We start from the raw sequence: 12,223 nt of genomic DNA, 5'->3' as shown, positions 1-12,223 counted from the left end.
CGGGGTTACTCGGCGACAGCGTTCTTGGCCAGGATGGCGTTGGCCAGTTCCATGTCGGAGGCCTGCATGCCAGGGTTCTCGGCCCGCACCTGGCGGATGGCCGACTCCAGGAACGGCCCGCGAATCGCACCTTCACTGGCGACGAAGCTGCCTGCATCGTCCTGCGCGGCGAGCACCAGCTTGTGATCGCGCGAGGTCAGGTAGGTCGATGCAGTGGTAGCGCCGGAGGAGAGCACGTTACGCCAGAAGGTATCGGCCATTGCGCTGCTCACAGGCAACGAAAGCAGAGCAACGGCTGCGATGGCGGTTTTGAGACGCATGTTGAAACACCTCGGAGGGTGAGGGTAGAAGTTGCCGGTTTGATCCTTTGAGACAGGCGCAAGTTCCTTGAATACAAGGGTTTTTTGCTCAGGAACAGACCCGCAGAACCTCCTCGAAGCGGGTCAGCCCACGGGCCACTTTCGCCTCCCCGCAGCGTTGCAGGTCCTGCAACCCTTCATCCAGCGCTATCCGTCGCAGGCTGAGCAGATCGGCGCCTATCCGTGCACGCAGGTTGTCGCTGGGTACCAGCAACTCGTACAACCCCGTGCGGCCATGGAAGCCGGTGCCTCGGCACAGCTGGCACGCCTGGCCGTTGCCGCTCGATGCGCCGCCCTGGCATTGGCGACACAGCACCCGCACCAGGCGCTGGGCCATGACGCCTGCGAGGGTGGCCCTTATCAGGTAGTCGGCCACACCAAGCTCTTGCAGGCGGGTAATGGCGCTGCAGCTGTCGTTGGTGTGCAGCGTCGACAGCACCAGGTGCCCGGTCAGCGCTGCCTGCACCGCTACCAGGGCGGTATCGCGGTCGCGGATTTCGCCGATCATGATGATGTCCGGATCCTGGCGCAGCAGCGCCCGCGCACCCTCGGCAAAGCCCAGGCCCAGGGCCGGTTGTACCTGCAGCTGGTTGAAGGCGGGCTCAAGGCGTTCGATCGGGTCTTCGATGGTGCACAGGTTGACTTCGGGCGTGGCCAGTTGCTTGAGGCTGGCGTACAGCGTGCTGGTCTTGCCGGAGCCGGTGGGGCCAGTGACCAGCAGGATGCCCTGGCGCCGCTGCAACAGCGCCTGCCAGCGGGCCAGCTGTTCACCTTCCAGGCCGAGTTGGGCGAAGTCTTCCTGCACCTGTTGTGGGTCGTACAGGCGCAACACCAGCTTTTCGCCGAACGCGGTCGGCAGGCTCGACAGGCGTATTTCCACCTCGGCCCCGCCGGGCAGGCTGCGCTTGGCCCGGCCATCCTGCGGGCGGCGCTTTTCTGCCACGTCCATGCACCCAAGGTGCTTGAGCCGGCTGACCAGCGCCAGGGTGACGCTTGCCGGGAATGCGTAGACGGTATGCAGCAAGCCATCGATGCGGTAGCGCAAGTGGCCCTGGTCGCGCCGGGGTTCGAGGTGAATGTCGCTGGCGCGCTGGGTGATCGCGTACTGCAACAGCCAGTCGACGATGTGCACGATATGGGCGTCGTCAGCACCGGTTTCGGCCTGGCGCTTGCCCGCCTCCAGCCACTGTTCCAGCTCGCCGACGCTGGCCGACTGCTGCAGCTGCGCCCCTTGTACCGAATGGGCCAGGCGCGACATCGACTGGCCCAGCTGGCGTAGCTGCAACGGGCTGGCCAACACCCGCACGATCGGCTTGCCGAGGCTGCGGGCAAGGTCGGCCTGCCAGTGGTTCTGGTAGGGCTGCGCGCTGGCCACGGTGATGCTGTGGGCGTCGCTGGCAACGATGAAGATGCCATGGCGCCGCGCGAAGGCTGGGGATATCAACCCGTTGGCCTGGGCCAGGTCGAGCTGCAGCGGGTCGATGTTCAGGAAGGGCTGGCCGACCTTGCCGGCGAGCCATTGGCACAGGCTGTCCAGGTGCAGGCAGCGGGCGGGATTGCGCATATCCCGCAGCTGCAGCGCGGCGATGGTTTCCAGCGGGTGCTGGCCTGGATGGCTGGTGGCGGCTTCGAGTACCCGGCGGGCGTCGCTTGCCGCCAAGTGCTGGTCAGCCTGCAGGGCTCCGAGCAGTTGTGCCAGGTCGAGGGCGTGATCGTCGCAGGTGTGCATGGTGGCGTCCGTGCCAGGTGATGAATGCCTGGGCAAGACTAGCCGGGGAGTGTGGTTGCAGGGCGAGCAATAGGTTTCGAAGGTTTGCTGGGCCCGTTCAGACCACCGCCATCTCCATGCGCACCTGATTCTCCAGGGTCACGTCCCCGACACACACCAGGTTGCGCAGTTTCTGCGCGATGACCTCGGCCCGATGCCAGCTCAGCCCGCCGATGCCGATTTCGATGTCGAGCAGGTCATCCTGCTGGCTGACCTGCACGCTGTGCGGGGTCAGGAACTGCAGGGCGAACAGGTTGAGCACGCGGCACAGGCTGTCCGGCTCGGCTTCGGCCTGCAGGCAGTAGCGCACGGTGCTGTGGCTGGCGTGCGCGGCCCAGACATCGCTGCGCGGTTGGGGGCGTTCGAGTGCGTTCATGCTGGTCTCCGCTGAGGTGGGAGAAATTGTTGCAGGTTGTGCCCGGCATTTTTTCGCTATGATTCGACGAGTTTGCCAAGTTCACGAATAGATCTATTCGTAAATTGCAATTTTAGAGGATTGATCATGCTGAGCGAATTGGACGCCTACGACCGGCGTATTCTCGAGCTGCTGCAGGAGGACGCCTCGCTGTCCAGCGCCCAGATCGCCGAGCGGGTGGGGCTGTCGCAATCGCCTTGCTGGCGCCGTATTCAACGGCTGAAGGAGGAGGGGATCATTCGCGGCCAGGTGACCTTGCTCGATCGCAAGAAGGTGGGCCTGAACACGCAGATTTTCGCCGAGGTGAAGCTCAACGCCCATGGCCGCTCCAACTTCACCGAATTCACCGAGGCGATTCGCGGTTTTCCGGAAGTGCTGGAGTGTTACGTGCTGATGGGGTCGGTGGATTTTCTGCTGCGCATCGTCACCTCGGACATCGAGGCATATGAGCGGTTCTTCTTCGAAAAGCTGTCGAACGTGCCGGGGATTCAGGAGGTCAATTCGATCGTGGCGCTGTCGGAAATCAAGTCCACTACCAGCCTGCCACTGATGCGTTGAAGCCATCGCCGGCAAGCCGGCTCCCACAGGGTTCAGTGGTGTACCTGTGGGAGCCGGCTTGCCGGCGATGAGGCCGCTGCGCAATCAAGCCTTGAGCAGATGCTTCCAGCCACGGCTCTGGTCGATCGCCCGAGCCTGTTCGATGCGCGCTTCAAGCAGCTCGCCAGGCTCTTCGCCCAGTGGCTGTTCGGCCAGCTCATGCAGCTTCTTCAGGTCGCCATACAGGCGGTCCATCTGCGGTGCTTCGAGCACTTGGCGTGCATGGTGCAGCCAGGCCAGCAACTGCTCGATGCGCGGCAGCTGTTCGGCCAGGTCTTCCGGGCGCTGGGTGTACAGCGGCAGTTTCAGCGCACGGCCTTCTTCGCCCAGCAGGTGCCCCAGCCAGCTGGCCAGTTGCGCCTTGCCCTGGCGCTCGCCACGGCCCTTGCGCTCCACGGTCCAGGTGCGGGCCAGCAGCCAGCGCGAGGTTTCCAGGGAGAACTGGCCCCAGCGTACGTCTTCGAGCTCGTCGACGAACTGCTCGGGCGCTGCGCGGCGGATGTCTTCGTCATCGTTGCCGGCCTGTACCAGCGGGCGCCAGTCTTCCAGCAGCGCGTCGAGGCTGGCGCGCAGGTCGCGGGTGGTGGCACGTGGCGCGGCCTGGCCCAGGCTGCTGACCAGTGCGCGCAGCTCGGCCAAGCACTGTACCCAGTCTTGCAGCAGGCGCCAGTGGCCATTGTGGCGGTATTGCTCGGCCAGGCGCTGGCTGCTGCCCAGCAGTTGCCAGGCGAGGGCGGTGAAGGCATCGTCCAGGGCCATTTCGGCGTCCAGCTCGGTGCTTGGCAGGCTCAGCTCGTAGCTGTCCGGCTCCAGCAGGCGGTAGCCGCGCTCGGCCTTGCTGATGTCGCACGGCATCAGCGGCAGGCTGGCGGCCAGCTCGGCGGCCAGCTCCAGCAGGGCTTCCGGTGCGCCTTCACGCAGCTCCAGCTCCAGCTCGCAGATCTCTTCCTTTTGCTTGCCGGCGATCACGAAGCCCTGGTCCAGCGCGGCCTCGATCACCACCTTGCTCTTGCCACGGCCCCAGGCGATTTCGGCGAACTCGCGGGTGAAATCGGTGGTGAACAGCGGCTTGATGGTTTTCTTGTCCAGGTCGGCCAGCTGCTCAGGCCAGCACGTGGCGTCGAGCTTTTTCAGGTCGAGCTTGACCTTGTCCAGGTGCCACTCGTACTCGTTGCGCTCGGACAGGCCGGCCACGCTCTGGCCACGGCACTTCAGGGTCTGGATCACTTCCTCGCCGTCACGGCGCAGGCGCAGGGCGACACGGGCGGCGGCAAGGTCACGCTCGGGGGTGTCGAAGTACTGGTTGAGCAGTTCGCGGGTCTGCCAGCCGGACTTGTTGCGCTTTTTCAGCAGAGGGTGCTCGCGCAGGGCGGCGAGGGTATCGCGGCTGGCGCGGAGCTTGAGTTCGGTTTCTTTGTGCATCGCAGGCTCGAAGGGAAGGCGTGATTGCCGTGCAGTCTACAGGACTGGGCTGGCAACGGTTTATTCCTTACGGCGGATAGCCCTATGATGGGCAACGCTTCCGAGGAGTACGCGCATGCCGTTGCCCACGCTCAAAGACCAGTTTGCCGCGCTGATCGCCGCGCCCTCGGTCAGTTGCACCCAGCCTGCGCTGGACCAGTCGAACCGCCAGGTCATCGACCTGCTGGCGGGCTGGCTGGGCGACCTGGGTTTTCGCTGCGATATCCAGCAGGTCAGCCCGGGCAAGTTCAACCTGCTGGCCAGCCGCGGCACTGGCCCAGGCGGCCTGGTGCTGGCCGGGCACAGCGACACGGTGCCCTTCGATGAGCAGCTGTGGGCCAGCGACCCGCTCAAGCTGAGCGAGGTCGATGGCCGTTGGGTGGGCCTTGGCAGCTGCGACATGAAGGGCTTCTTCGCCTTGATCATCGAGGCGGTCATCCCTTTGCTCGAACATGACTTCAAGCAGCCGCTGCTGATTCTCGCCACCTGTGACGAAGAAAGCTCGATGTCCGGCGCCCGCGCCCTGGCCGAGGCCGGGCAGCCGCTCGGCCGGGCCGCGGTGATCGGCGAGCCCACGGGCCTGAAGCCGATCCGCATGCACAAGGGCATCCTGATGGAGCGCATCGACATCCTCGGGCGCAGCGGCCATTCGTCGGACCCAAGCCTGGGGCACAGCGCCCTGGAGGCCATGCATGCGGTGATGGGCGAGCTGATGGGCCTGCGCCGGCAATGGCAGGACACTTACCGCAACCCGCAATTCAGCGTGCCCACGCCGACCCTGAACTTCGGCTGCATCCATGGCGGTGACAACCCCAACCGCATCTGTGGCCAGTGTGCCCTGGAGTTCGACCTGCGCCCGCTGCCAGGCATGGATGTGGAGCAGCTGCGCGCGGCCATTGGCGCAAAACTGCGGCCGCTGGCCGAGCGCTTTGAAGTCCGCATCGACTACGCGCCGCTGTTTCCGGCCGTGCCGCCGTTCGAACAGGCGGCCGATGCCGAGCTGGTGCAGGTGGCCGAGCGCCTCACCGGGCATCGCGCCGAAGCGGTGGCGTTCGGCACCGAGGCGCCTTATCTTCAGCAGCTGGGCTGCCAGACCATCGTGCTCGGCCCTGGCGACATCGCCTGCGCCCACCAGCCCGGCGAATACCTGGAAATGTCACGAATCGAGCCTACCGTGCGTCTATTGCGTGACCTGATCCGGCACTATTGCCTCCAGTAAACGTCCACCCTGCTGATTCGTTCTTGCCTAGAGGAGACCGCGCGTGACCGCAAGCCTGTTCCGACGATGATCCTGAACGCCGTGTCATCCAACGTTCTCCGTCCACTTTATCCACAGGCCCTGTCATGCCCGATTACGTCAACTGGCTGCGTCATGCCTCCCCGTACATCAATGCCCATCGCGACTGCACCTTCGTGGTCATGCTCCCCGGCGATGGGGTGGAACACCCGAATTTCGGCAACATCGTCCACGACCTGGTGCTGCTGCACAGCCTGGGCGTGCGCCTGGTGCTGGTGCACGGTTCGCGCCCGCAGATCGAAAGCCGCCTGGCGGCGCGCGGCCTGACCCCGCACTACCACCGCGGCATGCGCATCACCGATGCGGCCACCCTGGACTGCGTGATCGATGCGGTCGGCGCCCTGCGCCTGGCCATCGAGGCGCGCCTGTCGATGGACATCGCCGCATCGCCGATGCAGGGCTCGCGCCTGCGCGTGGCCTGCGGCAACCTGGTGACCGCGCGCCCGATCGGCGTGCTCGAAGGGGTGGACTACCACCACACCGGTGAAGTGCGCCGCATCGACCGCAAGGGCATCAGCCGCCTGCTCGACGAGCGCTCCATCGTGCTGCTGTCGCCATTGGGCTACTCGCCCACCGGTGAAATCTTCAACCTGGCCTGCGAAGACGTGGCCACCCGCGCCGCCATCGAGCTGGGTGCCGACAAGCTGCTGCTGTTCGGCGCCGAACCTGGCCTGCTCGACGAGCACGGCAAGCTGGTGCGCGAGCTGCGCCCACAGCAGATCGCGCCGCACCTGGCGCGCCTGGGCAGCGATTACCAGGCCGAGCTGCTGGATGCGGCCGCCGAGGCGTGCAAGGGCGGTGTGGCGCGCAGCCATATCGTCAGTTATGCCGAGGACGGTGCGCTGCTGACCGAGCTGTTCACCCGTGGCGGTGGCGGTACGCTGGTGTCGCAGGAGCAGTTCGAAGTGGTGCGCGAGGCCACCATCGAGGATGTCGGTGGCTTGCTGGAGCTGATCAGCCCGCTGGAAGAGCAGGGCATCCTGGTGCGCCGCTCGCGTGAGGTGCTGGAGCGGGAGATCGAGCAGTTCAGCGTGGTCGAGCGTGAAGGGATGATCATCGCCTGTGCGGCGTTGTACCCGATTGCCGATTCGCAGGCCGGGGAGTTGGCGTGCCTGGCGGTGAGCCCGGAGTATCGCCATGGGCGGCGTGGCGATGAGCTGCTCGAGCGCATCGAGGAGCGCGCGCGGGCGTTGGGCTTGAATACCTTGTTCGTGCTTACCACGCGCACCGCGCACTGGTTCCGCGAGCGGGGGTTTACCCCCAGTGGCGTGGAGCGGCTGCCGGCGGCGCGGGCTTCGCTGTACAACTACCAGCGCAATTCGAAGATCTTTGAGAAGCCGTTGTGATATTTGGGGGCGCGTTGCGCCCCTTTCGCGACACAAGGCCGCTCCTACAGGTGATTGCGGGGTTTTGTAGGAGCGGCCTTGTGTCGCGAAAGGGCTGCAAGGCAGCCCCAAGATCACAATGAAAAACGCCGCCCTGATGGGCGGCGTTTTCGTTTACACAGTGTGCAGGTACCAGTTGTACTCGAGGTCGGAGATCGAATGCTCGAACTCCTCCAGCTCGCTCTCCTTGCACGCGACGAAGATGTCGATGTACTTCGGATCGATGTACTTGTTGAGGATCTCGCTGTCGTCCAGCTCGCGCAGGGCATCGCGCAGGTTGTTCGGCAGGCTCTGCTCAAGCTGCTCGTACGAGTTGCCTTCGATCGGCTCGCCCGGCTCGATCTTGTTGGTCAGGCCATGGTGCACGCCAGCCAGCACGGCAGCCATCATCAAGTACGGGTTGGCGTCGGCACCTGCCACGCGGTGCTCGATGCGCACGGCATCGGGCGAACCGGTCGGCACGCGCAGGGCCACGGTGCGGTTGTCCAGGCCCCAGCTCGGCGCGTTCGGTACGTAGAACTGCGCGCCGAAACGGCGGTACGAGTTGACGTTCGGGCAGAGGAACGCCATGGACGCGGGCAGGGTCTCGAGCACACCGCCGACAGCGTGACGTAGCGCGGCGTTCTGCTCGGGATCCTCGCTGGTGAAGATGTTGTTGCCATCTTTGTCCAGCACGGAGATGTGTACGTGCAGGCCGTTGCCTGCCTGGCCCGGGTAGGGCTTGGCCATGAAGGTGGTGTCCATTTCATGGTCGTAGGCGATGTTCTTGATCAACCGCTTGAGCAGTACCGCGTAGTCACAGGCCTTGAGCGGGTCGGGAACGTGGTGCAGGTTGACTTCGAACTGCGCCGGGGCGCTTTCCTTGACGATGGCGTCGGCCGGGATGCCTTGCTCCTTGGCACCTTCGAGGATGTCCTGGAGGCAGTCGGCGTATTCGTCGAGGTCGTCGATCAGGTAGACCTGGGTCGACTGCGGGCGCTTGCCCGAGATTGGCGAGCGTGGCGGCTGCGGGCGGCCATTCACGTTCTCCTGGTCGATCAGGTAGAACTCCAGCTCGAATGCCGCGCAAATGGTCAGGCCCATGTCGGTGAACTTGCTCACCACCTGGCGCAACACTTCGCGTGGGTCGGCGAAGAACGGCTCGCCTTCGATTTCGTGCATGGTCATCAGCAGCTGCGCGGTCGGGCGCTTCTGCCAAGGTTCGTTGGAGAGGGTGCCAGGGATCGGGTAGCAGATGCGGTCGGCATCGCCGATGTCCAGGCCGAGCCCGGTGCTTTCGACGGTGGAACCGTTGATGTCCAGGGCGAAGAGGGAGGCCGGCAGGTTGATGCCTTTCTCGTAAACCTTGTGGAGGCTGGTGCGCTCTATGCGCTTGCCGCGCACCACACCATTCATATCTGCAATCAGAAGGTCAACGTAGAGAACCTCAGGATGTTCCTTAAGGAACGCGTTCGCTTCGTTAAGCTGAACGGCACGCGGGGGTACCGACATGATGCAACACCTTTGTTGTTAAAAATATCAATCAAGGGGGGCTTGCAGGACCAGTCAATCGAAAAGCCCTACTGATGTCAAGCCAACCCCATGATGCCCTGAAATGGCACATCGACGGCAGATTTGCTGCATATCGGGGCGTGCCATTATCCGCTATTTACGCCGCCCAGGGCTATCTCCGACATGCCGTGTTTTATTTTTTACGGAGGTGTTGTGTAAAAAAATGAACAAGGCTAAGCTCGGGTCCAACCCAGAACACAATAATACGAGGGTCACATGGTCCGCTTGTCGCGACCTGAAAGCGCTGCCTGTGCAGTGCGCTCGGGTATACCTGCCGTTCCTGCAAGCATCAATCGCGCTGTGGCCGCCCTGGCCGCAATAATTGACGCTGTGCGCGCCCGGACCTGGCCTCAAAGCGTCATTTCGCTGCGCTTCTTGTCTTCCTGCCTTTCGAACTCATTACGGACTCGCTGGTTTCCAGTGTATCCACTGTGCTCCTGCGTGGGTGTTTTTGCTTTAGCAATCCACTCCATCCAGAATCAACGCGCGGACCACATTACCTCCTGAGGTATCTATGAGTAACAACCTCGACCAGCTCACCGATTGGTTGAAAGAGCACAAGATCACCGAAGTCGAATGCCTGATCAGCGACCTGACCGGCATCACCCGCGGCAAGATCTCGCCAACCAACAAATTCATCGCCGAAAAAGGCATGCGCCTGCCCGAGAGCGTGCTGCTGCAGACCGTGACCGGCGATTACGTCGACGACGATATCTATTACGAACTGCTCGACCCGGCCGACATCGACATGATCTGCCGCCCCGACGAAGATGCCGTGTTCCTCGTGCCCTGGGCCATCGAGCCGACCGCGCAGGTCATCCACGACACCTACGACAAGAAGGGCAACCCGGTCGAGCTGTCGCCGCGCAACGTCCTCAAGAAAGTGCTCAAGCTCTACGCCGACAAAGGCTGGCAGCCGATCGTCGCGCCGGAGATGGAGTTCTACCTGACCAAGCGCAGCGAAGACCCGGACTTCCCCCTGCAGCCGCCGGTTGGCCGTTCGGGCCGTCCGGAAACCGGCCGCCAGTCGTTCTCGATCGAGGCCGCCAACGAATTCGACCCGCTGTTCGAGGACGTCTACGACTGGTGCGAACTGCAGCAGCTGGACCTCGACACGCTGATCCACGAAGACGGCACGGCGCAGATGGAGATCAACTTCCGTCACGGCAACGCCCTGCACCTGGCCGACCAGATCCTGGTGTTCAAGCGCACCATGCGCGAGGCGGCGCTCAAGCACAACGTGGCCGCCACCTTCATGGCCAAGCCGATGACCGGTGAGCCGGGCAGTGCCATGCACCTGCACCAGAGCGTGGTCGACGCCACCACCGGCAAGAACATCTTCAGCAACGAAGACGGCAGCATGAGCGAGCTGTTCCTGCACCACATCGGTGGCCTGCAGAAGTTCATCCCCGAAGCGCTGCCGCTGTTTGCCCCCAACGTCAACTCGTTCCGCCGCTTCCTGCCGGACACCTCGGCACCGGTGAACGTCGAATGGGGCGAAGAAAACCGCACCGTCGGCCTGCGCGTACCGGATGCCGGCCCGCAGAACCGCCGCGTCGAGAACCGCCTGCCGGGCGCCGACGCCAACCCTTACCTGGCCATCGCCGCCAGCCTGCTGTGCGGCTACATCGGCATGGTCGAAGGCATCGCGGCCAGTGCCCCGGTCGTTGGCCGTGGCTACGAGCGGCGCAACCTGCGCCTGCCGCTGACCATCGAGGACGCCCTGGAACGCATGGAAGTCAGCCGCGCGCTGACCCAGTACCTGGGCAAGAAATTCATCACCGGCTACGTGGCGACCAAGCGCGCCGAGCACGAGAACTTCAAGCGCGTCATCAGCTCCTGGGAGCGAGAGTTCCTGCTGTTTGCTGTGTGATCAACCCCTGAGGCCGCCCACCGGCGGCCTGTGGACCCTGGAGAAGCACATGAGCGTCAAAAACCCGCAAACCCGTGAATGGCAAAACCTGAGCGGCGAGCACCACCTTGCACCTTTCTCTGACTACAAGCAGCTGAAGGAGAAGGGGCCGCGCATCATCACCAAGGCGCAGGGCGTGCATTTGTGGGACAGCGAAGGGCACAAGATCCTCGATGGCATGGCCGGCCTGTGGTGCGTGGCGGTCGGCTACGGCCGTGAAGAGCTGGTGCAGGCTGCCGAGAAGCAGATGCGCGAGCTGCCGTACTACAACCTGTTCTTCCAGACCGCCCACCCGCCGGCGCTGGAGCTGGCCAAGGCAATCACCGACGTCGCGCCCGAAGGCATGACCCACGTGTTCTTCACCGGCTCCGGCTCCGAAGGCAACGACACCGTGCTGCGCATGGTTCGCCACTACTGGGCGCTCAAGGGCAAGCCTCACAAGCAGACCATCATCGGCCGCATCAACGGCTACCACGGTTCCACCGTGGCCGGCGCGAGCCTGGGCGGCATGAGCGGCATGCACGAACAAGGCGGCCTGCCGATCCCGGGCATCGTGCACATCGCGCAGCCGTACTGGTTCGGCGAAGGCGGCGACATGAGCCCGGATGAATTCGGCGTGTGGGCTGCCGAACAGCTGGAGAAGAAGATCCTGGAAGTCGGCGAGGACAACGTCGCCGCCTTCATCGCCGAGCCGATCCAGGGCGCCGGCGGGGTCATCATCCCGCCGGACAGCTACTGGCCGAAGGTCAAGGAGATCCTCGCCAAGTACGACATCCTGTTCGTCGCCGACGAAGTGATCTGCGGCTTCGGCCGCACCGGCGAGTGGTTCGGCTCCGACTACTACGGCCTCAAGCCCGACCTGATGACCATCGCCAAGGGCCTTACCTCCGGTTACATCCCCATGGGCGGTGTGATCGTGCGTGACACCGTGGCCAAGGTGCTCAGCGAAGGCGGTGACTTCAACCACGGCTTCACCTACTCCGGCCACCCGGTGGCGGCCGCGGTGGGCCTGGAAAACCTGCGCATCCTGCGCGACGAGAAGATCGTCGAGAAGGCGCGCACGGATGTGGCACCGTACTTGCAAAAACGACTGCGGGAACTGCAGGACCACCCACTGGTGGGCGAGGTTCGCGGCCTGGGCCTGCTCGGCGCGATCGAGCTGGTCAAGGACAAGGCCACCCGCAGCCGCTACGAAGGCAAAGGCGTGGGCATGGTGTGCCGCAACTTCTGCTTCGAAAACGGCCTGATCATGCGTGCCGTAGGCGACACCATGATCATTGCACCACCCCTGGTAATCAGCCACGCAGAGGTCGACGAACTGGTGGAAAAGGCGCGCAAGTGCCTGGACCTGACCCTCGAAGCGATCCAGTGAGCCTTTGCTAGGCTAGCGTTGTGACATTAGTTGGTTACAAGGGGCTGCTTTCCTTGAAACAGCGCCTTGTAACTTGCCAGACTAGCGACTGTTTCAGTCGCCCAAC

At 64.0% G+C, this 12,223-nt stretch carries 10 protein-coding genes; 5 read left to right on the top strand and 5 right to left on the bottom strand.

Features of this window, described 5'->3' with window-relative positions:
• Positions 1–5: 5 nt before the first annotated feature.
• The 3 genes from ACIPG5_RS05570 to ACIPG5_RS05560 form a co-directional block, all read right to left on the bottom strand.
• Positions 6–320, bottom strand: coding sequence for a DUF2388 domain-containing protein (locus ACIPG5_RS05570; protein WP_401373708.1), 315 nt, complete (start codon positions 318–320; stop codon positions 6–8).
• An 88-nt stretch (positions 321–408) separates the two neighbouring features.
• Complete coding sequence (locus ACIPG5_RS05565; protein WP_401373706.1) at positions 409–2,088, bottom strand: GspE/PulE family protein; 1,680 nt, start codon at positions 2,086–2,088, stop codon at positions 409–411.
• 97 nt (positions 2,089–2,185) lie between these two features.
• Positions 2,186–2,503 carry a hypothetical protein gene (locus ACIPG5_RS05560; protein ID WP_401373704.1) on the bottom strand — a complete coding sequence of 106 codons (318 nt, stop codon included), beginning with the start codon at positions 2,501–2,503 and terminating at the stop codon, positions 2,186–2,188.
• Positions 2,504–2,629: 126 nt separating this feature from the next.
• On the opposite strand from ACIPG5_RS05560, the gene ACIPG5_RS05555 reads away from it, so the two are divergent.
• The gene (locus ACIPG5_RS05555) at positions 2,630–3,100 is read left to right on the top strand and encodes an Lrp/AsnC family transcriptional regulator (RefSeq protein WP_176511640.1); all 471 of its coding nucleotides are present in this window, start codon (positions 2,630–2,632) and stop codon (positions 3,098–3,100) included.
• Positions 3,101–3,184: 84 nt separating this feature from the next.
• On the opposite strand, the gene ACIPG5_RS05550 is transcribed toward ACIPG5_RS05555, so the two are convergent.
• A complete protein-coding gene (locus tag ACIPG5_RS05550; protein WP_236235980.1) occupies positions 3,185–4,561 on the bottom strand; it encodes an inorganic triphosphatase in 1,377 nt (458 codons plus the stop codon).
• 115 nt (positions 4,562–4,676) lie between these two features.
• Between ACIPG5_RS05550 and argE the strand changes: the two genes are divergently transcribed.
• Complete coding sequence (gene argE / locus ACIPG5_RS05545) at positions 4,677–5,819, top strand: acetylornithine deacetylase (RefSeq protein WP_176511642.1); 1,143 nt, start codon at positions 4,677–4,679, stop codon at positions 5,817–5,819.
• 125 nt (positions 5,820–5,944) lie between these two features.
• On the top strand, positions 5,945–7,243 hold the full coding sequence (gene argA / locus ACIPG5_RS05540; protein WP_176511643.1) for an amino-acid N-acetyltransferase: 1,299 nt from the start codon (positions 5,945–5,947) through the stop codon (positions 7,241–7,243).
• Between the two features lie 153 nt (positions 7,244–7,396).
• Here argA and ACIPG5_RS05535 read toward each other — a convergent pair whose 3' ends face one another.
• Positions 7,397–8,773, bottom strand: a complete 1,377-nt coding sequence (locus ACIPG5_RS05535; protein WP_054894988.1) for a glutamine synthetase family protein — start codon at positions 8,771–8,773, stop codon at positions 7,397–7,399.
• 574 nt (positions 8,774–9,347) lie between these two features.
• On the opposite strand from ACIPG5_RS05535, the gene ACIPG5_RS05530 reads away from it, so the two are divergent.
• Positions 9,348–10,706 carry a glutamine synthetase family protein gene (locus ACIPG5_RS05530; RefSeq protein WP_176511644.1) on the top strand — a complete coding sequence of 453 codons (1,359 nt, stop codon included), beginning with the start codon at positions 9,348–9,350 and terminating at the stop codon, positions 10,704–10,706.
• A 49-nt stretch (positions 10,707–10,755) separates the two neighbouring features.
• Complete coding sequence (locus tag ACIPG5_RS05525) at positions 10,756–12,117, top strand: aspartate aminotransferase family protein (protein WP_314616269.1); 1,362 nt, start codon at positions 10,756–10,758, stop codon at positions 12,115–12,117.
• The last annotated feature ends 106 nt before the right edge of the window (positions 12,118–12,223 follow it).

Source organism: Pseudomonas sp. NPDC087029, from assembly GCF_044745345.1.
Classification (GTDB): Bacteria; Pseudomonadota; Gammaproteobacteria; order Pseudomonadales; family Pseudomonadaceae; genus Aquipseudomonas; species Aquipseudomonas faucium.
The sequence above is the reverse complement of the archived record's forward strand: the minus strand, read 5'-3'. Positions and strand labels throughout refer to the sequence as shown.